The 19,989-nt window shown below is 51.9% G+C and carries 17 protein-coding genes and 1 pseudogene; 13 read left to right on the forward strand and 5 right to left on the reverse strand.

Going from position 1 to position 19,989, the window contains the following annotated elements:
* Positions 1-43: 43 nt before the first annotated feature.
* The 8 genes from yihU to ompL all read left to right on the forward strand — a co-directional run bounded on the left by yihU (position 44) and on the right by ompL (position 9,681).
* A complete protein-coding gene (gene yihU, locus OGY37_RS21785; RefSeq protein WP_048227546.1) occupies positions 44-940 on the forward strand; it encodes a sulfolactaldehyde 3-reductase in 897 nt (298 codons plus the stop codon).
* Between the two features lie 10 nt (positions 941-950).
* Positions 951-1,826: a sulfofructosephosphate aldolase gene (gene yihT, locus OGY37_RS21790; protein WP_286621867.1), complete on the forward strand. Its 876-nt coding sequence runs from the start codon at positions 951-953 to the stop codon at positions 1,824-1,826.
* 12 nt (positions 1,827-1,838) lie between these two features.
* On the forward strand, positions 1,839-3,080 hold the full coding sequence (yihS, locus tag OGY37_RS21795) for a sulfoquinovose isomerase (RefSeq protein WP_286621869.1): 1,242 nt from the start codon (positions 1,839-1,841) through the stop codon (positions 3,078-3,080).
* A gap of 18 nt (positions 3,081-3,098) precedes the next feature.
* Positions 3,099-3,941 (forward strand): aldose-1-epimerase, encoded by an 843-nt coding sequence (locus OGY37_RS21800; protein WP_126957461.1) that lies wholly within the window; start codon positions 3,099-3,101, stop codon positions 3,939-3,941.
* A 48-nt stretch (positions 3,942-3,989) separates the two neighbouring features.
* Complete coding sequence (locus OGY37_RS21805) at positions 3,990-6,026, forward strand: alpha-glucosidase (protein ID WP_286551328.1); 2,037 nt, start codon at positions 3,990-3,992, stop codon at positions 6,024-6,026.
* A 45-nt stretch (positions 6,027-6,071) separates the two neighbouring features.
* Positions 6,072-7,454, forward strand: a complete 1,383-nt coding sequence (locus tag OGY37_RS21810; protein ID WP_267391485.1) for an MFS transporter — start codon at positions 6,072-6,074, stop codon at positions 7,452-7,454.
* A 46-nt stretch (positions 7,455-7,500) separates the two neighbouring features.
* Positions 7,501-8,922: an MFS transporter gene (locus OGY37_RS21815; protein WP_286621870.1), complete on the forward strand. Its 1,422-nt coding sequence runs from the start codon at positions 7,501-7,503 to the stop codon at positions 8,920-8,922.
* A gap of 66 nt (positions 8,923-8,988) precedes the next feature.
* Positions 8,989-9,681, forward strand: coding sequence for a porin OmpL (gene ompL, locus OGY37_RS21820; protein ID WP_191234392.1), 693 nt, complete (start codon positions 8,989-8,991; stop codon positions 9,679-9,681).
* 69 nt (positions 9,682-9,750) lie between these two features.
* Here the strand turns inward: ompL and typA are convergent, their stop codons facing one another.
* Positions 9,751-11,574, reverse strand: a complete 1,824-nt coding sequence (gene typA / locus OGY37_RS21825; protein WP_008786988.1) for a ribosome-dependent GTPase TypA — start codon at positions 11,572-11,574, stop codon at positions 9,751-9,753.
* Between the two features lie 379 nt (positions 11,575-11,953).
* On the opposite strand from typA, the gene glnA reads away from it, so the two are divergent.
* From glnA to OGY37_RS21845, 4 genes are all read left to right on the forward strand, one after another.
* On the forward strand, positions 11,954-13,363 hold the full coding sequence (glnA, locus tag OGY37_RS21830) for a glutamate--ammonia ligase (RefSeq protein WP_003825314.1): 1,410 nt from the start codon (positions 11,954-11,956) through the stop codon (positions 13,361-13,363).
* Positions 13,364-13,645: 282 nt separating this feature from the next.
* Positions 13,646-14,695 (forward strand): nitrogen regulation protein NR(II), encoded by a 1,050-nt coding sequence (gene glnL, locus OGY37_RS21835; protein WP_275398263.1) that lies wholly within the window; start codon positions 13,646-13,648, stop codon positions 14,693-14,695.
* A gap of 10 nt (positions 14,696-14,705) precedes the next feature.
* The gene (glnG, locus tag OGY37_RS21840) at positions 14,706-16,115 is read left to right on the forward strand and encodes a nitrogen regulation protein NR(I) (RefSeq protein WP_003825317.1); all 1,410 of its coding nucleotides are present in this window, start codon (positions 14,706-14,708) and stop codon (positions 16,113-16,115) included.
* A gap of 113 nt (positions 16,116-16,228) precedes the next feature.
* Positions 16,229-16,339: a YshB family small membrane protein gene (locus tag OGY37_RS21845; protein WP_003028631.1), complete on the forward strand. Its 111-nt coding sequence runs from the start codon at positions 16,229-16,231 to the stop codon at positions 16,337-16,339.
* A gap of 86 nt (positions 16,340-16,425) precedes the next feature.
* On the opposite strand, the gene hemN is transcribed toward OGY37_RS21845, so the two are convergent.
* From hemN to OGY37_RS21860, 3 genes and pseudogenes are all read right to left on the reverse strand, one after another.
* Positions 16,426-17,799, reverse strand: coding sequence for an oxygen-independent coproporphyrinogen III oxidase (gene hemN / locus OGY37_RS21850; RefSeq protein ID WP_286545947.1), 1,374 nt, complete (start codon positions 17,797-17,799; stop codon positions 16,426-16,428).
* A 188-nt stretch (positions 17,800-17,987) separates the two neighbouring features.
* Positions 17,988-18,497: a Der GTPase-activating protein YihI gene (yihI, locus tag OGY37_RS21855; protein ID WP_003028627.1), complete on the reverse strand. Its 510-nt coding sequence runs from the start codon at positions 18,495-18,497 to the stop codon at positions 17,988-17,990.
* 106 nt (positions 18,498-18,603) lie between these two features.
* Positions 18,604-18,852, reverse strand: a pseudogene (locus OGY37_RS21860) (hypothetical protein).
* 209 nt (positions 18,853-19,061) lie between these two features.
* Here OGY37_RS21860 and yihA point away from each other — a divergent pair.
* Positions 19,062-19,694 carry a ribosome biogenesis GTP-binding protein YihA/YsxC gene (gene yihA / locus OGY37_RS21865; protein WP_063941722.1) on the forward strand — a complete coding sequence of 211 codons (633 nt, stop codon included), beginning with the start codon at positions 19,062-19,064 and terminating at the stop codon, positions 19,692-19,694.
* A 227-nt stretch (positions 19,695-19,921) separates the two neighbouring features.
* Here the strand turns inward: yihA and spfP are convergent, their stop codons facing one another.
* Positions 19,922-19,969, reverse strand: coding sequence for a small protein SpfP (gene spfP / locus OGY37_RS23535; protein ID WP_071892919.1), 48 nt, complete (start codon positions 19,967-19,969; stop codon positions 19,922-19,924).
* Positions 19,970-19,989 lie beyond the last annotated feature (20 nt).

The raw sequence follows: 19,989 nt of genomic DNA on the forward strand, positions 1-19,989 counted from the left end.
CCTTAAATGACAAAAAATGACATCCACGTCTCAGGAGAACGTTATGGCAGTTATAGCATTTATCGGATTAGGTCAGATGGGTTCACCCATGGCGAGCAACTTGCTGAAGCAGGGTCACCAACTCAGCGTCTTTGACGTTAACCCGGATGCCGTTCAGCGCCTGGTGGAAAAAGGAGCACAGCCTGCCAGCAACCCGGCTCAGGCAGCAAAAGGGGCAGAATTTGTCATCACCATGCTGCCAAATGGCGATCTGGTGCGTAGCGTACTGTTCGGCGAGCAAGGTATCTGCGAAAGCCTCTCCCCGCAGGCATTAGTGATTGATATGTCGACTATTCACCCACTGCAAACCGACAAGCTGATCGCCGATATGCGTGCCAAAGGCTTCGACATGATGGATTGCCCGGTTGGGCGTACCTCCGATCACGCTATCGCGGGAACGCTGTTGCTGCTGGCAGGCGGAACAGCACAGCAGGTAGAACGCGCCGCACCGGTTCTGATGGCGATGGGTAATGAACTGATCAATGCAGGGGGTCCCGGCATGGGGATCCGCGTGAAACTCATCAACAACTACATGAGTATCGCACTGAACGCTCTTTCTGCCGAAGCAGCCGTGTTGTGCGAGGCACTTGGCCTCTCCTTTGATGTGGCCTTGCAAGTTATGAGCGGTACCCCCGCCGGGAAAGGCCACTTCACTACCTCCTGGCCGAACAAAGTGCTGAAAGGCGATCTTTCCCCGGCATTCATGATCGATTTAGCTCACAAGGATCTTGGCATCGCGCTGGACGTTGCCAACCAACTGCATGTGCCGATGCCGCTCGGTGCTGCCTCCCGCGAAGTCTATAACCAGGCGCGTGCCGCTGGCCGTGGCCGGGAAGACTGGACGGCCATTCTTGAACAGGTTCGCGCATCCGCCGGGCTAAATAAACACACAGATAAGTAAGGACTGAGCAATGACGAAGTACACCCTGAAAGATATCACCCGAGCTTCTGGCGGATTTGCCATGCTGGCGGTCGATCAGCGCGAAGCCATGCGCTTAATGTTTGCCGCAGCAGGTGCAAAATCCCCGGTCAATGACAGCGTACTGACCGATTTCAAAGTCAATGCGGCGAAGATCCTGTCCCCCTATGCCTCCGCCATTCTGGTCGATCAGCAGTTCTGCTACCGCCAGGTTGTAGAGCAAAACGCGATCGCCAAAAGCTGCGCCATGATTGTGGCCGCTGATGAGTTTATTCCGGGTAACGGAATCCCGGTCGATAGCGTGGTGATTGATAAAAAAATCAACCCGCAGGCCGTGAAGCAAGATGGTGCCAAGGCTCTCAAACTGCTGGTGCTGTGGCGTAGCGATGAAGATGCCCAACAGCGTCTTGATATGGTGAAAGAATTCAATGAGCTATGCCATTCCAATGGCTTGCTGAGCATCATCGAGCCGGTTGTTCGTCCACCGCGTCGTGGCGATAAGTTCGATCGCGAACAGGCCATTATCGATGCCGCAAAAGAACTGGGTGATTGCGGTGCCGATCTCTACAAGGTCGAAATGCCGCTGTACGGCAAAGGTACCCAACAAGAATTGCTTAGCGCCTCTCTGCGCCTGAATGAAAACATCAACATGCCGTGGGTCATTCTCTCCTCTGGTGTAGATGAAAAACTGTTCCCGCGAGCAGTCAGCGTAGCAATGACCGCAGGCGCATCTGGCTTCCTGGCCGGACGTGCGGTCTGGTCATCGGTTGTTGGCCTGCCGGATACCGAACTGATGCTGCGTGATGTTTCCGCACCTAAATTGCAACGCCTGGGCGATATCGTCGACGAAATGATGGCCCGGCGCTAAGAGGATCTAAGAATGAAATGGTTCAACACCCTAAGCCACAACCGTTGGCTGGAGCAAGAAACCGACCGCATCTTTAACTTTGGTAAGAATGCGGCAGTACCCACCGGATTTGGCTGGCTGGGAAACAGTGGTCAGGTCAGAGCAGATATGGGGACACATCTGTGGATCACCGCCCGCATGCTGCACGTCTACTCCGTTGCCGCGTCAATGGGTCGTCCTGGCGCATATCAGCTAGTCGATCATGGCATTAAAGCACTGAATGGCGCGCTACGCGACACTCGCTACGGCGGTTGGTACGCCTGCGTAAATGACGAAGGCGTTATGGACGCCTCCAAACAGGGCTATCAGCATTTCTTTGTTTTGCTCGGTGCGGCAAGTGCGGTCACCACCGGTCATCCGCAGGCCAGGCAATTGTTGGATGACGCTATCGACGTGATTGAAAAGTACTTCTGGAGCGAAGAGGAGCAGATGTGCCTGGAATCCTGGGACGAAGCTTTTAGCCAGACGGAAGATTACCGCGGCGGTAACGCCAACATGCACGCGGTCGAGGCTTTCCTGATCGTGTATGACGTTACCCATGACCGTAAATGGCTCGATCGCGCACTGCGAATTGCATCGGTGATTATTCACGACGTAGCCCGCAGCGGGGAGTATCGCGTTAACGAACACTTCGATTCACAGTGGAACCCAATCCGCAATTACAACAAGGATAACCCAGCTCACCGTTTCCGCGCTTACGGCGGCACGCCGGGCCACTGGATCGAATGGGGTCGCCTGATGCTGCATCTGCATGCCGCACTGGAAGCCCGCTTCGAAACGCCTCCCGCCTGGCTGCTGGAAGATGCCAAAGGCTTGTTCCACGCCACCATCCGTGATGCCTGGGCACCAGACGGTGCAGATGGTTTTGTCTATTCGGTGGACTGGGATGGTAAACCCATAGTTCGCGAAAGAGTGCGTTGGCCGATAGTCGAAGCCATGGGTACCGCCTATGCCTTGTATACCCTCACCGGCGACAGCCAGTACGAAGCCTGGTACCAGAAGTGGTGGGATTACTGCATCACATATCTGATGGACTACGAGACCGGTTCATGGTGGCAGGAACTGGATACCGATAACAAGGTGACGACCAAAGTCTGGGACGGTAAGCAGGACATTTATCACCTGCTGCACTGCCTGGTGATCCCGCGTCTACCGCTGGCTCCGGGCCTTGCTCCGGCAGTGGCTGCCGGTCTGCTGGATATCAACGCTAAATAAGTAACAAGGTGAGCAGCCATGCATAACGGTGGAAAAACCATTCATCTTCAAGCCGGAAACTTCCAGGCGAAAATCGTCACGGTTGGTGCTGGACTAGCAGAATTGACGCACCGTGGGCGTCACATTGTGATTCCACATAAGCCGGAAGAGATGCCGCTGGCACATTTAGGAAAAGTGCTGGTTCCCTGGCCAAACCGCGTTGCAAATGGCTGCTATCAACATAACGGCAAGACCTTCCAACTTGCCGTTAACGACCCTGTTTCACATACCGCCATCCATGGATTGCTGGCCTGGCGGGACTGGCAGATTAATCAACTGTCGAACACGGAAGTGTCGTTGACGATTTTTCTTCCGCCCTCTTATGGCTATCCCTTTGCGCTGGTTTCAGAGGTGATTTACCGACTGGAGGCAGACAGCGGATTGCACGTCATTATTCGGACACAGAATGTGGGTGACGAAATTGCACCCTATGGCGCGGGAGCACACCCCTACCTGACCTGCAATCAGCACCCTATCGATGACTGTGAATTAACACTCCCAGCGAGTGAAGAAACATGCGATGAACGGGATTTCACAACGCAGCGACGCATTGCGCAGACCACTATCGATCATACGTTCAGGACCATGCCACCTGACGCTGAGTGGGAAGTCAGGATAACCAGTCCATCGCAAAACATGTCCACTTTTTTACGCAGCCACCAGCCCTGGCTACAGGTGTACACCGGCGAAAAATTAGCACGGCGTGGCCTTGCGGTTGAACCGATGACCTGCCCGCCAGACGCCTTTAACTCCGGAATTAGCCTGATTCATCTCGCGCCCGGAGAAACACATCAAATGCATTTTTTAATCGGCAGTGAATAACAGATTTCCGACAAATTACCGAATTACCCTATTTTTACGGAGACGATAATGAATTCGCTACAACAACGGTCAACCGCCTTAGAACTCACATCACTACCTGATGGATTTGCTTTAACGTACCACCAGCGCCTGATTTTACGTCACAGCACAGAAACCCCTTGTCTATGGATCGGCGCTGGCGTTGCCGACATTGACATGTTTCGCGGCAACTTCAGCATCAAAGACAAGCTCAATGAGAAGATTGCTCTGACCGACGCCACGGTTAGCGAGTCACCTGATGGCTGGCTGGTACATTTCAGCCGCGGTAATACCATCAACGCCACGCTGCACATCTCTACCGATGAACAGAGCCGCCTGAAGCTGGACCTGCACAACGATGATCTCAGCCATAACCGCATCTGGCTGCGTCTGGCAGCCAACCCGGACGATCATATTTACGGCTGTGGTGAACAATTCTCTTACTTCGATTTGCGCGGAAAACCCTTCCCACTGTGGACCAGCGAACAGGGCGTGGGCCGTAACAAAAACAGCTATGTCACCTGGCAGGCTGACTGCAAAGAAAATGCCGGCGGAGACTACTACTGGACCTTCTTCCCGCAGCCGACCTTCGTCAGCACACAGAAGTACTACTGCCACGTTGATAACAGTTGCTATATGAATTTCGACTTCAGCGCACCGGAGTATCACGAGCTGGCGCTGTGGGAAGACAAAACCACCCTGCGCTTTGAGTGCGCCGACACGTATATTTCCCTGCTGGAAAAACTGACCGCGCTGTTAGGTCGCCAGCCGGAGCTGCCGGACTGGATTTACGACGGCGTCACGCTCGGTATTCAGGGCGGTACTGAGATTTGCCAGAACAAACTGGACACCATGCGTAACGCAGGCGTGAAAGTAAACGGCATCTGGGCGCAGGATTGGTCCGGGATCCGCATGACCTCCTTTGGCAAGCGCGTGATGTGGAACTGGAAGTGGAACAGCGACAACTATCCGCAGTTGGATAACCGTATTAAGCAGTGGAAAGAAGAAGGCGTGCAGTTTCTCTCCTACATCAACCCATACGTCGCCAGCGATAAAGATCTCTGTGCCGAAGCTGCCGCTCGCGGTTATCTGGCGAAAGATGCCTCAGGCGCTGACTATTTGGTTGAGTTCGGCGAGTTTTACGGCGGTGTGGTCGATCTGACCAACCCCGAAGCCTACAACTGGTTCAAAGAAGTCATCAAAAAGAACATGATTGAGCTGGGCTGCGGCGGTTGGATGGCCGACTTTGGCGAATATCTGCCAACCGATACGTATCTGCACAACGGCGTCAGCGCTGAAATTATGCATAACGCCTGGCCCGCACTGTGGGCGAAATGCAACTACGAAGCGTTACAGGAGACCGGCAAACTCGGCGAGATCCTGTTCTTTATGCGTGCGGGCTACACCGGCAGCCAGAAGTACTCCACCATGATGTGGGCAGGCGATCAGAACGTTGACTGGAGCCTCGACGACGGTCTGGCTTCCGTCGTTCCTGCGGCGCTGTCGCTGGCGATGACCGGTCACGGTCTGCACCACAGCGATATCGGCGGCTACACCACCCTGTTTGACATGAAACGCAGCAAAGAGCTGCTGTTGCGCTGGTGTGACTTCAGTGCCTTCACGCCGATGATGCGCACCCACGAAGGTAACCGCCCTGGCGATAACTGGCAGTTTGATGGTGATGCTGAAACCATCGCCCACTTTGCCCGTATGACCACCGTCTTTACCACCCTGAAACCGTATCTAAAACAGGCTGTCGCGCAAAACAGCGCTACCGGTCTGCCGGTGATGCGCCCGCTGTTCCTGCATTACGAAGACGATGCTCGGACCTATACCCTGAAATATCAGTATCTGCTGGGACAAGATTTGCTGGTCGCGCCGGTTCACGAACAGGGCCAGCAAAACTGGACGCTGTATCTGCCAGAGGATAGCTGGGTAAACGTCTGGACTGGGGAAACTTACCAGGGCGGTGAAATTACCGTAGATGCGCCTATCGGCAAGCCCCCGGTGTTTTATCGCGCGAAGAGTGAATGGGCGTCACTGTTTGCCACCTTACGCAATATCTAACACGGCTCGCCCGCGGGGAAACTCGCGGGCACATGGAGAATAATAATGAGTCAGACTTCCTCTAATCCGGCAACCCTACGCTTGCCGTTCAAAGAAAAACTCGCCTATGGGATGGGTGATTTAGGCTCCAATATCCTGTTGGACATTGGTACCCTCTATTTACTCAAGTTTTATACCGATGTCCTTGGTTTACCAGGAACTTATGGCGGCATCATTTTCCTTATCGCCAAATTTTTTACCGCGTTTACCGATATGGGCACCGGGATTATGCTCGATTCCCGCCGCAAAATCGGCCCGAAAGGGAAATTCCGTCCGTTCGTTCTTTACGCCGCATTTCCAGTTACGTTGCTGGCGATTGCCAACTTTGTCGGTACACCGTTTGAAGTAACCGGTAAAACGGTGATGGCAACGGTGCTGTTTATGCTGTACGGACTGTTCTTCAGCATGATGAACTGCTCCTATGGTGCAATGGTTCCCGCGATTACGAAAAATCCGGACGAGCGCGCTTCACTGGCAGCCTGGCGACAAGGGGGTGCAACCCTGGGTTTGTTGCTATGTACAGTCGGCTTTGTACCGGTAATGAACTTGATCGAAGGCAATTCACAGCTGGGTTATATCTTCGCCGCCACGTTGTTCTCGCTGTTTGGCCTGCTGTTTATGTGGCTGTGCTATGCCGGGGTAAAAGAACGCTACGTGGAAGTGAAACCCGTGGATGCCGCGCAAAAACCGGGATTATTGCAATCCTTCCGCGCCATCGCCGGTAACCGCCCTCTGTTTATTCTGTGCGTTGCCAACCTTTGTACGCTTGGCGCATTTAACGTTAAGTTGGCAATTCAGGTCTATTACACCCAGTACGTACTGAATGACCCAATTCTCCTTTCCTGGATGGGCTTTTTCAGCATGGGCTGTATCTTCATCGGCGTCTTCTTGATGCCAGGAATGGTTAGACGTTTCGGCAAGAAAAAAGTCTACATTGGCGGTTTGCTAATTTGGGTCGCGGGGGATTTGCTTAACTACTTCTTTGGTGGCGGTTCCGTCAGCTTTGTCGCCTTCTCCTGCCTGGCGTTCTTCGGCTCAGCATTCGTTAACAGCCTGAACTGGGCGCTGGTCTCCGATACGGTGGAATATGGCGAATGGCGAACCGGCGTACGCTCTGAAGGCACGGTATACACCGGTTTCACCTTCTTTCGTAAAGTTTCACAAGCACTGGCGGGATTCTTCCCCGGCTGGATGCTGACGCAAATCGGCTACATTCCCAACGTGGTGCAATCAGCAAGTACGGTCGAAGGTTTGCGTCAGTTGATCTTTATTTATCCCTGCGCTTTAGCGGTGATCACCATTGTGGCTATGGGCTGTTTCTACAACCTTAACGAGAAGATGTATGTCCGCATCGTTGAAGAGATAGAAGCGCGTAAACAACCCGTTTGATAATAATAATTAATAGCGCTCTACGGGGCGCTATTGAGGAGCGATTATGTCTTTTCATGATCCGCTAACGCTAAAACTGAGCCTGCGTGAAAAATTCGCCTACGGAGTGGGTGACTTCGGCTCAAATTTGATGCTGTGTATCGGCACACTGTATCTGCTTAAATTTTATACCGATGAACTAGGGATGCCGGCGTATTACGGTGGGATTATCTTTCTGGTGGCGAAGTTCTTCACCGCCTTCACTGATATGTTGACCGGTGTATTGCTGGACTCAAGGCGTAATATTGGCGCAAAAGGTAAATTCAGACCTTTTATTTTGTATGCGTCATTTCCTGTCGCAGTTGTTGCCAGCGCGCAGTTTTTGGCGACAGATTTTACGCTAACGGTAAAAACTGGGCTGGCGACGGTATTGTTTATGCTATTCGGTCTGTTCTATAGCCTGATGAACTGCTCCTACGGCGCGATGGTGCCTGCGATCACTAAAAACCCGCATGAACGCGCTCAGCTCGCCGCCTGGCGTCAGGGCGGCGCTACCGTTGGTCTGTTACTGTGCACCGTTGGCTTTATGCCGATTCAAGCTCTATTTGTCAGTTCATCCTCGCTGGGTTATCTGATCGCCGCACTGATCTTTTCAGTCTGCGGGCTGTTCAGCATGTGGTGGTGTTTCAGCGGAGTGAAGGAACGCTACATTGAAATCGTGCCGGATCACCATAAGCCCAGCATTCTCAAATCGTTCTGTGCCATTTTCCGTAACCCTCCCCTGCTGGTGCTGTGTGTCGCCAACTTATGCACGCTAGCGGCATTCAACATCAAGCTGGCAATCCAGGTGTACTACACCCAGTACGTGCTCAATGATATTCATCTGCTGTCGTGGATGGGGTTCTTCAGCATGGGATGCATTCTGGTTGGGGTGCTGCTGGTTCCCACTGCGGTGAAACGCTTCGGTAAAAAGCAGGTTTACCTCGGCGGTCTGGCATTATGGGCTATCGGCGATGTACTGAACTTTTTCTGGGGCAGCACATCATTTTTGTTCGTGACATTCTCCTGTATGGCCTTCTTCGGAACCGCTTTTGTTAACAGCCTGAACTGGGCGCTGGTTCCGGATACGGTCGATTATGGCGAATGGAAAACAGGGATCCGCGCGGAAGGTTCGGTGTATACGGGTTATACCTTTTCGCGCAAAATTTCCGCTGCGCTCGCTGGTTTCCTGCCGGGCATCATGCTGACGCAAATCGGTTATATCCCCAACATAACCCAAAGTAATGCAACTTTGCTCGGTCTGCGTCAGCTTATTTTCCTCTGGCCTTGTGGGCTGGCCATTATCGCTGCATTCACAATGGGTTTATTTTATAAGCTCAACGAAACTCGCTTTGCTTTTATTATTGAGGAAATCAGCCAACGGAAGAAAAACAATAATCTATCGAATCCTGTTACCACTAAAAATAATACCTCTGCTGTAAACGTATAAAAATAATAGCCGCCTATTCCATCTTAATGGATGGCGGCCTCCCTACGCTTAAAAAATGGATTTATTATGAAAAAGTTAACAACACTAATTCTCTTATCCTCTGTTGCTTCTACTTCTGTTTTTGCAGGTGCCTATGTCGAGAACCGTGAGGCATATAATCTGGCATCCGATCAGATAGAAGTGATGATGCGCGTTGGCTATAACTCCGATATGGGCGCGGGTATCATGCTCACCAACACCTACACAATGCAACGCAAGGATGAATTAAAACACGGCTATAATGAAATAGAGGGCTGGTATCCGTTATTTAAACCGACAGATAAATTAACTATTCAGCCAGGTGGGTTGATAAACGATAAGAGTACTGGTTCCGGTGGTGCTGCTTATCTGGATGTTAACTATAAATTTACCCCATGGTTTAATCTTACCGTGCGTAACCGATATAACCATAATAACTACAGCTCAACCGATCTAAACGGTGACCTGGACAATAACGATACCTATGAAATAGGTAACTACTGGAACTTTACCATCACCGATAAGTTTTCCTATACTTTCGAGCCGCACTATTTTATTCGAGTGAATGACTTCAATAGCAGTAATGGAAAAGATCACCACTGGGAAATTACGAATACCTTCAAGTATCGTATCAATGAACACTGGTTACCCTACCTGGAACTACGCTGGTTAGATCGCAATGTGGAACCTTATCACCGCGAACAAAATCAAATTCGTGTCGGGGCTAAGTATTTCTTCTAATCCTTCCGGGATAAAAAAAGCCGCTGATAATCAGCGGCTTTTTTGTGCTTACCTGAAAAAGAGTGTTAATTACTCTTCTTTCGCGCCACGCATTGCACGGCGACGATCGTTTTCAGTCAGGTGACGCTTACGGATACGGATAGAGGTTGGGGTAACTTCTACCAGTTCGTCGTCATCGATGAATTCCAGAGCCTGCTCCAGAGTCATCTTAACCGGCGGAACCAGAACCGTTGCTTCGTCAGTACCGGACGCACGCATGTTGGTCAGTTTCTTACCGGTCAGGCAGTTTACAGTCAGGTCGTTAGAGCGGCTGTGAATACCGATGATCTGGCCTTCGTAAACTTCAGCACCGTGACCCAGGAACAGCTTACCGCGGTCCTGCAGGCTGAACAGTGCGAACGCAACTGCTTTACCCTGGCCGTTGGAGATCAGTACGCCGTTCTGACGCTGACCCACATCACCCGCACGAACGTCGTCGTAGTGGCTGAAGGTGGAGTACAGCAGACCGGTACCGGAAGTCATGGTCATGAATTCTGAACGGAAGCCGATCAGACCACGGCTTGGGATCACGTAGTCAAGACGTACGCGGCCTTTGCCATCTGGATTCATGTTTTTCAGGTCGCCTTTACGCTCACCCAGAGCCTGCATCACAGAACCCTGATGCTGCTCTTCAACGTCCAGCGTTACGTTTTCGAACGGCTCTTGTTTACGGCCATCGATTTCGCGGAAGATTACTTTCGGACGGGAAACCGCCATTTCGAAACCTTCACGACGCATGTTTTCGATCAGAACAGACAGGTGCAGTTCACCACGACCGGATACACGGAACGCATCCGCATCTTCGGTTTCTTCAACGCGCAGCGCAACGTTGTGCACCAGCTCTTTGTTCAGGCGGTCAAGGATCTGACGAGAGGTAACATATTTACCTTCTTTACCGCAGAATGGAGAGGTGTTTACGCAGAAGAACATGGTTACGGTCGGTTCATCAACGGACAGAGCTGGCAGCGCTTCAACATTCTGCGGGTCGCAGATGGTGTCGGAGATGTTCAGTTCGCCCAGACCGGTGATCGCGATGATATCGCCTGCTTCGGCAATATCACTCTCGATACGTTCCAGACCCAGATGGGTCAGAACTTTACCGACTTTACCGTTACGGGTTTTGCCTTCGCTATCAATGATAGTGATCTGCTGGTTCGGTTTAACTTTACCGCGTTTGATACGGCCGATACCGATTACGCCAACGTAGTTGTTGTAGTCCAGCTGAGAGATTTGCATCTGCAGCGGGCCATCAAGGTCTACGCTCGGAGCCGGTACACGATCAACGATGGTCTGATACAGCGGAGTCATGTCTTCAGCCATGTCTTCGTGATCCAGACCCGCGATACCGTTCAGCGCAGAAGCGTAAACGATCGGGAAGTCCAGCTGCTCGTCGGTAGCGTCGAGGTTAACGAACAGGTCAAATACCTGATCAACAACCCAGTCAGGACGCGCGCCAGGACGGTCAACTTTGTTGATAACAACAATTGGCTTCAGGCCATGGGCAAAGGCTTTTTTGGTCACGAAGCGCGTCTGCGGCATCGGACCGTCCATTGCATCCACCACCAGCAGCACGGAGTCGACCATGGACATTACACGTTCAACTTCACCACCGAAGTCGGCGTGCCCCGGGGTATCAACGATGTTGATACGGTAGTCATTCCATTTGATAGCGGTGTTTTTAGCGAGGATGGTAATCCCACGCTCTTTCTCCAAATCGTTGGAGTCCATCACGCGCTCTTGGGTTTCAGCACGTGCATCGAACGTACCGGATTGTTGGAGCAGCTTGTCTACCAGGGTCGTTTTACCATGGTCTACGTGCGCGATGATGGCGATGTTACGCAAATTTTCGATCACAACTTTGCCTCAGGCATTTTAGAAATAGCGCGTTATTGTACACGGATTAATCGCAGTACAAAACAGGATCACAAACATCCTCCGCAAACAAGTATTGCAGAGTTTCTTTGTGATCACATTCACGGAGCGTTAAAAGGGGTAATCTGACATGCTTTGCACCAATATGGTGCTTAATGTTCACATTAAAGCACTATAATGGTGCAATACAACCTTCATGGTGCAGCCCCTTTGCACGATGGTGCGCATGATAACGCCTTTTAGGGGCAATTTAAAAGTTGGCACAGATTTCGCTTTATATTTTTTATGGCGACACGGCCAATTTTTGCAGAATTGAAGACTTCGTTACCACGACGACAATGACCAATCCGGGAGAGTAAGTATGTCCGCTGAACACGTTTTGACGATGCTGAACGAACACGAAGTGAAGTTTGTTGATTTACGCTTCACTGATACCAAAGGTAAAGAACAGCACGTCACTATTCCTGCTCATCAGGTAAATGCCGAATTCTTTGAAGAAGGCAAAATGTTTGACGGCTCCTCAATCGGTGGCTGGAAAGGCATTAACGAATCAGACATGGTTCTGATGCCAGATGCGTCTACTGCTCTCATCGACCCGTTCTTTGAAGAGTCTACCCTGATCATCCGTTGCGATATCCTGGAACCAGGTACGCTGCAGGGCTACGACCGTGACCCACGCTCCATCGCTAAACGTGCTGAAGAATATCTGCGTTCTACCGGCATCGCAGACACCGTTCTGTTCGGGCCAGAGCCAGAGTTCTTCCTGTTTGACGACATCCGTTTCGGCGCATCTATTTCCGGTTCCCACGTGGCTATCGATGATATCGAAGGCGCATGGAACTCCTCCACCAAATACGAAGGTGGTAACAAAGGTCATCGTCCTGGCGTGAAAGGCGGTTACTTCCCGGTTCCTCCGGTAGATTCTTCTCAGGATATCCGTTCTACCATGTGTCTGATCATGGAAGAGATGGGCCTGGTTGTTGAAGCGCATCACCACGAAGTGGCGACTGCTGGTCAGAACGAAATCGCGACCCGCTTTAACACCATGACCAAAAAAGCGGACGAAATTCAGATCTACAAATATGTCGTTCACAACGTCGCTCACCGTTTCGGTAAAACCGCAACCTTTATGCCAAAACCAATGTTTGGCGATAACGGTTCCGGCATGCACTGCCACATGTCCCTGTCCAAGAACGGCGTAAACCTGTTCTCCGGTGACAAATATGCGGGTCTGTCTGAGCAGGCGCTGTACTACATCGGTGGCGTAATCAAACACGCTAAAGCGATCAACGCCCTGGCTAACCCGACCACCAACTCCTACAAGCGTCTGGTCCCGGGTTACGAAGCACCGGTCATGCTGGCTTACTCTGCCCGTAACCGTTCTGCGTCTATCCGTATCCCGGTAGTTGCTTCTCCGAAAGCTCGTCGTATCGAAGTGCGTTTCCCGGACCCGGCTGCTAACCCGTACCTGTGCTTCGCAGCGCTGCTGATGGCTGGTCTTGACGGTATTAAGAACAAGATCCACCCGGGCGAAGCAATGGACAAAAACCTGTACGACCTGCCGCCGGAAGAAGCGAAAGAGATCCCACAGGTTGCTGGTTCTCTGGAAGAAGCACTGAAAGAACTGGATCTGGACCGCGAGTTCCTGACCGCAGGCGGCGTGTTTACTAATGAAGCTATCGATGCGTACATTGCGCTGCGTCGCGAAGAAGATGACCGCGTGCGTATGACTCCGCACCCGGTAGAGTTTGAGCTGTACTACAGCGTTTAATCGTTTGAGTTGCCGTGGAACTTTTAGCCTGCTTAGGCAGGCTTGAGATCGATGGCGAATGATAGGACGCCTGATGGCGCAATCTTACCAGGCCTGGAGGGTAACATTACCTTGTAGGCCGGATAAGGCAAAACCGCCATCCGGCATCTATGTTTGCCAGTCATCTGTAGCCCATCCCAGGATGGGCTTTTTTCTCCACTAACAACCTGCTTTTTCGCGCTTTTTTGATGTAAAAAGCTATAATGCACTAAATTGGTGCAACACTTTTCAGGAGACTGCTGAATGGCAACCGGCACGCTGCCCGATGCTGGGCAGATCCTCAATTCTTTAATCAACAGCATCTTACTTGTCGACGATGAGCTGGCTGTACATTACGCCAACCCGGCGGCACAGCAGTTGCTCGCCCAAAGCTCCCGCAAACTGTTTGGTACACCGCTTCCCGATCTGTTGAGTTATTTCTCCTTAAACATCGGACTGATGCGAGAGAGCCTGGAAGCAGGCCAGGGCTTTACGGATAACGAAGTGACGCTGGTGATAGACAGCCACTCACATATCCTCTCTGTGACCGCTCAGAGGCTGCCTGATGGCCTTATCTTGCTGGAGATGGCCCCTATGGATAACCAGCGCCGTCTGAGTCAGGAACAGCTCCAGCACGCCCAGCAGATTGCTGCCCGCGATCTGGTGCGTGGTCTGGCACATGAAATTAAAAACCCGCTGGGCGGATTACGCGGCGCGGCGCAACTTCTCAGCAAAGCACTTCCGGACCCGGCGCTGACCGAATATACCAAAGTCATTATTGAACAGGCGGACCGCCTGCGTAATCTGGTTGACCGTCTGCTGGGGCCACAACAGCCGGGAATGCACATCACGGAAAGTATTCACAAAGTGGCGGAACGCGTGGTGGCGCTGGTCTCGATGGAGCTGCCGGAAAACGTCACGCTAATCCGGGATTACGACCCAAGTCTGCCTGAGTTACTGCACGACCCGGACCAGATCGAGCAGGTTTTGCTAAACATCGTGCGCAATGCTTTGCAGGCGCTGGGACCGGAAGGCGGCGAGATCGTTCTGCGCACCCGTACCGCGTTTCAGCTCACGCTACACGGCATGCGTTATCGTCTGGCGGCACGAATTGATGTTGAGGATAACGGTCCGGGTATTCCCTCGCATTTGCAGGACACGCTGTTCTACCCAATGGTCAGCGGTCGCGAAGGTGGTACCGGCCTTGGATTATCTATCGCCCGTAATTTGATTGATCAACATTCCGGCAAAATTGAATTTACCAGTTGGCCGGGTCATACCGAGTTCTCGGTTTACCTGCCTATCAGGAAATAAGGTGACGTTTATGCAACGAGGAATAGTCTGGGTCGTTGATGACGATAGTTCCATCCGTTGGGTGCTTGAACGTGCGCTCGCAGGGGCAGGGCTAAGCTGTACCACATTTGAAAGTGGTAAAGAGGTACTGGACGCGCTGGCCAGCAAGACGCCGGACGTACTGTTGTCAGATATCCGCATGCCGGGTATGGACGGCCTGACGCTGTTAAAACAGATTAAACAGCGGCATCCGATGCTTCCGGTCATCATAATGACCGCGCACTCCGATCTGGATGCCGCCGTCAGCGCCTATCAGCAAGGGGCGTTTGATTATCTGCCCAAACCTTTTGATATTGATGAAGCCGTGGCGCTGGTCGAGCGTGCCATCAGCCATTATCAGGAACAGCAGCAGCCGCGTAATGTTCAGATTAACGGCCCCACAACCGACATCATCGGCGAAGCGCCGGCAATGCAGGATGTCTTTCGCATTATTGGCCGCCTGTCCCGATCGTCAATCAGCGTATTGATAAACGGAGAGTCAGGGACCGGTAAAGAGCTGGTCGCCCATGCGTTGCACCGTCATAGCCCGCGCGTCAAAGCGCCGTTTATCGCGCTGAACATGGCGGCTATTCCGAAAGATTTGATCGAATCTGAGCTGTTTGGTCACGAGAAAGGCGCGTTTACCGGGGCGAATACCATTCGTCAGGGGCGCTTTGAACAGGCAGACGGCGGTACGCTGTTCCTCGATGAAATTGGCGATATGCCGCTGGACGTGCAAACGCGTTTATTGCGCGTATTAGCCGACGGACAGTTTTACCGCGTTGGCGGTTACGCGCCCGTAAAGGTAGATGTACGCATTATCGCCGCCACACACCAAAACCTTGAACTACGCGTGCAAGAAGGCAAATTCCGTGAGGACTTATTCCATCGGCTGAACGTCATTCGGGTACATCTGCCACCGCTGCGTGAACGTCGGGAGGATATCCCCCGCCTGGCGCGTCATTTCCTGCAGGAGGCCGCCCGCGAACTGGGGGTAGAAGCCAAACAATTACACCCGGAAACTGAGGCTGCGCTCACCCGTCTGGCCTGGCCAGGTAACGTGCGTCAGCTTGAGAACACCTGCCGCTGGTTAACCGTAATGGCCGCCGGGCAGGAAGTACTGATTCAGGACTTACCAACCGAGCTGTTTGAAACCTCCGTGCCAGACGCACCGTCCCATATGCAGCCGGATAGTTGGGCAACGCTATTGGCACAGTGGGCAGATCGGGCATTACGCTCCGGCCATCAAAACTTGCTTTCCGAGGCCCAACCGGAGATGGAGCGCACGCTGTTGACTACCGCGCTCCGTCATACTCAGGGGCATAAACAGGAAGCGGCACGCTTGCTCGGCTGGGGTCGTAATACCTTGACGCGTAAGCTAAAAGAACTCGGAATGGAGTGACATATCGTCACTGTGTAAAGATTAATAATTGAGCGCAAATAGCTGCTATTTTGCGCTTTACTGTTCCGATGAGTTAAGTATGATCGTGCCCGGAAAACGGGGGGGAAGTCATCATGCTGGAATCTATGATTAATCTGCTGTCGAGCGGTGCGGTCGAAAGCCATACGCCACAAACTGCGGTCGCCGCTGTGCTGTGCGCGGCGCTGGTTGGGCTGTTCAGCTAGCGGGTTCACCGGGTGGCGCTTCGCTTACCCGACCTACGTATTGAGATTTTCGTAGGCACGATAAGCGAGCGCCACCGGGAAAAGCGTTAAATCACCCGCGAGAATTGCTGCATCCGCGCTTTCTGGCGCAGATATGCATCGAAGCACATGCAAATATTACGGATCAGCAGACGGCCCTTCGGCGTGACCTGAATCCCCTTCTCATTGACATCCACCAGCCCATCCTTCGCCAGCGGTGCCAGCAGTTTCAGGTCTTCGGCAAAATAGTCAGCGAAGTTCAGATCCCATTGCTGTTCCACAGCGGCATAGTCGAGGCGGAAGTTGCAGATCAGGAGCTTAATAACATCACGACGAATGCAGTCATCGCGGGTCAGGGCAATTCCGCGCCACAGCGCGTTCCCCTGCTCGTCTACCTGCTGATAATAGCGCTTCAGCTCTTTCTGGTTCTGCGCGTAGTTGTCACCAATCATACTAATGGCTGACACGCCCATTCCCAGCAGATCGGTATCACCCTGGGTGGTATACCCCTGGAAATTACGATGCAGCACACCCTTGCGTTGAGCAATCGCCAGCTCATCATCCGGGCGAGCAAAGTGATCCATACCAATGAACTGATAACCGGTTTCGGTCAGTGAAGAGATGGTTTCCTGCAGGATATCCAGCTTCTGCTGCGCGCTGGGCAGGTCGGCATCTTTAATCTTGCGCTGAGCCGCAAACAGCGTCGGCAGGTGAGCGTAGTTAAAGACGCTCAGTCGGTCTGGATTCAGCTCAGCAACGCGTTTCAGGGTGAAGGCGAAACTTTCCGGCGTCTGTTTTGGCAAACCATAAATCAGATCGATGTTCGTTGAGGTAAAGCCAATCTCACGCGCATGATTCAGCAGCGCAAAGATAAACTCCTCATCCTGCTCACGGTTCACCAGGCGCTGAACTTCTTTATTGAAGTCCTGCACCCCCATGCTCAGGCGGTTAAAACCTTCAGCGCGTAAATGATCGAGCACATCCAGCTCAATTTCACGCGGATCCACTTCGATCGAAATTTCGGCGTCGTCGTTAAAGTTAAAGTTGCCACGTAGCAGCGACATCAAACGGCTGATTTGCGCTTTATTCAGGTACGTTGGCGTGCCACCGCCCCAGTGCAGCTGACTGACATGGCGTCCGGCGAACAGCGGTGCGCGATGAATAATTTCTTGTTCTAAGACATCGAGGTATTGATCGGCTTTATGCTGCTGGCGAGTCACGACCTTGTTACAGCCGCAGAAGTAGCACAGCTTGTGGCAGAACGGGATGTGAACGTACAACGAGAGAGGACGCTCAGGATAACGCGCCACGGCCTTTAGAAATGCCTCAGTGCCGTAGTCTTCAGAAAACTCCAGCGCGGTCGGGTACGAGGTATATCGTGGCCCGGAATAGTTATATTTCTGGATCAGGGCCAGGTCCCAGTCTATTAACTGCTCTGACATGCTCACTCCTTCCGATGGCGTCTCTGGCGGGTACGGCGTACCGACTTAACCCCAGTACGGGTGATAAGTCGGTTGCGCAGCCACTTCTGTCGCCGCGACAACCGCTGTAGTTTAACGAATAACCACACCAGATAACATATAACCGGAAGGGTTATAAGCAGGACGGGAAGACCCACGGTGTAAAACCGTTAGTTGCCGCCTTTCAGCAGGCGCATCATGTCTTCCTGCTTTTCTTCTTCTTCCTCTTCTTCCTCGTCATCGTAAGAAAGACCCAGCTTTTGCATCAGCTCATCGATGCGATCCAGCTTGGCATCAACCCAGGACTGATCTTCCGCGCTCAGGGTTTCTCCTGCTTCAAGACGCTCCAGCAGCGCATCCAGGCGCTCATCCGTTTCCAGTAAATCCAACTCAGCCTGTGGTGAAAGCATAGGTTTCTCACTCTTCGGTTTGTGCTGTTTGGTGACTTTTTCGGTCACGCCCAATGGAATGGGGGTTTTGCTGCCAATACGAGGATCTTTTTGCTTATTTTGGTTTCCGCCACCAGATGCGCCTTCGCTACCGGACGCACGGCTACCTGCCGCATGACCACGGTGTTTTTTCTGGCGCTTACGGTCGCGAGCTTCCTGGTTAATTTCTTCGCGTGTTTTACGACGCGCTTTTGCAGGACCTTTACCGCGTGGTGTAGAAGTTGGTTTCATCATGATTCGTCTTTGGCTGTTTTTATTCAGTATATAATTGCGCCGGAATCTAGCAGAAATAAAGAAAAAAGGCGACAGAGTAATCTGTCGCCTTTTTTCCTGACTCTCAACCCTTACGGGCTCTACAATCCCTGTTGGCTATCAACACACCCTGTTTTTCCCTTAGCCTGTAACATTCCGTGTTGTTTCCATTTCCTTTTACTAACGTCTCCGGACGTTTGTCTTCCTGACAATCCTGTGTCTTCGCCTCCTGGCGCTCCTGACCCTCATCCTGAGTCGTCTATCCTTTCAGCTTCCTCGCTATGGACGCTACTTTACCGTTTTGGTTTAAACGTACAAGTAACCTGGGTAACAATTTCTGATTTTAAGAATAGCGCCCAAATGTAACCATATGATTTATTTTAGTTCTGTCATTTTTTACTCTGTCATCTCGTATAGAAACTGTCGGCAATGTCTCACAAAGCGCGGGGTTTTTACTTACACAGCCCACTCGTCGAAAAACCAGCCTTTTGCTGGGGTTCAGGTATAATCGCTGCAAAGCCCTGATTGATGGAGAGGACTGCTTTGACTAACTTGAATTATCAACAGACGCACTTTGTGATGAGTGCGCCTGATATTCGCCACTTACCTTCCGATACCGGTATCGAAGTGGCTTTTGCTGGCCGTTCCAACGCAGGCAAATCCAGTGCGCTAAATACCCTGACGAATCAAAAAGGTCTGGCGCGTACATCTAAAACGCCGGGTCGTACTCAGCTCATCAACCTGTTTGAAGTCGTTGACGGCAAACGCCTGGTCGATTTACCAGGATACGGTTATGCCGAAGTTCCGGAAGAGATGAAGCGTAAATGGCAGCGCGCGCTGGCTGAATATCTGGAAAAGCGTCAGAGCCTGCAAGGTCTGGTAGTGCTGATGGATATTCGTCACCCGTTAAAAGATCTCGATCAACAGATGATCCTGTGGGCAGTTGAGAGCAACGTTCAGGTTCTGGTACTGCTGACTAAAGCAGATAAGCTGGCCAGCGGTGCACGCAAAGCGCAGCTGAATATGGTACGTGAAGCCGTACTGGCATTTAACGGTGATGTGCAGGTAGAAGCATTTTCATCGCTGAAAAAACTGGGTGTGGACAAACTGCGGCAAAAACTGGATAGCTGGTTTAGTGAACTGGCACCGGTTGAAGAGGAGCAGGACGGGGAATAACCCACCGATATGCCGGATGGCGCCGCTACGCGTCTTATCCGGCCTACAGATCTTTATTTTTGCTCTAAATAATTCGAGTTGCATAAAGGCGGCGACGCAGCAAATCCCAGGAGCTTACATAAGTAAGTGACTGGGGTGAGCGAGGAAGCCAACGCGTATGCAGCTTGAAGTATGACGAGCAAAATAAAAAACGCCCCAGTCATTACTGACTGGGGCGGCTAAAATATTCAGCCAAATCCGATTACGTGAAGTAAAAGGTCTGAAAGATAGAACATCTTACCTCTGTACCCTACGA

It is taken from the genome of Citrobacter sp. Cpo030 (genome assembly GCF_030333005.1).
In the GTDB taxonomy this organism is placed as follows: Bacteria; Pseudomonadota; Gammaproteobacteria; order Enterobacterales; family Enterobacteriaceae; genus Citrobacter; species Citrobacter portucalensis.

Coding starts and splice junctions, on each gene's coding strand:
- yihU (WP_048227546.1), top strand. CDS start 44: ATGGCAGTTATAGCATTTATCGGATTAGGTCAGATGGGTTCACCCATG.
- yihT (WP_286621867.1), top strand. CDS start 951: ATGACGAAGTACACCCTGAAAGATATCACCCGAGCTTCTGGCGGATTT.
- yihS (WP_286621869.1), top strand. CDS start 1,839: ATGAAATGGTTCAACACCCTAAGCCACAACCGTTGGCTGGAGCAAGAA.
- OGY37_RS21800 (WP_126957461.1), top strand. CDS start 3,099: ATGCATAACGGTGGAAAAACCATTCATCTTCAAGCCGGAAACTTCCAG.
- OGY37_RS21805 (WP_286551328.1), top strand. CDS start 3,990: ATGAATTCGCTACAACAACGGTCAACCGCCTTAGAACTCACATCACTA.
- OGY37_RS21810 (WP_267391485.1), top strand. CDS start 6,072: ATGAGTCAGACTTCCTCTAATCCGGCAACCCTACGCTTGCCGTTCAAA.
- OGY37_RS21815 (WP_286621870.1), top strand. CDS start 7,501: ATGTCTTTTCATGATCCGCTAACGCTAAAACTGAGCCTGCGTGAAAAA.
- ompL (WP_191234392.1), top strand. CDS start 8,989: ATGAAAAAGTTAACAACACTAATTCTCTTATCCTCTGTTGCTTCTACT.
- glnA (WP_003825314.1), top strand. CDS start 11,954: ATGTCCGCTGAACACGTTTTGACGATGCTGAACGAACACGAAGTGAAG.
- glnL (WP_275398263.1), top strand. CDS start 13,646: ATGGCAACCGGCACGCTGCCCGATGCTGGGCAGATCCTCAATTCTTTA.
- glnG (WP_003825317.1), top strand. CDS start 14,706: ATGCAACGAGGAATAGTCTGGGTCGTTGATGACGATAGTTCCATCCGT.
- OGY37_RS21845 (WP_003028631.1), top strand. CDS start 16,229: ATGCTGGAATCTATGATTAATCTGCTGTCGAGCGGTGCGGTCGAAAGC.
- hemN (WP_286545947.1), bottom strand. CDS start 17,799: ATGTCAGAGCAGTTAATAGACTGGGACCTGGCCCTGATCCAGAAATAT.
- yihI (WP_003028627.1), bottom strand. CDS start 18,497: ATGAAACCAACTTCTACACCACGCGGTAAAGGTCCTGCAAAAGCGCGT.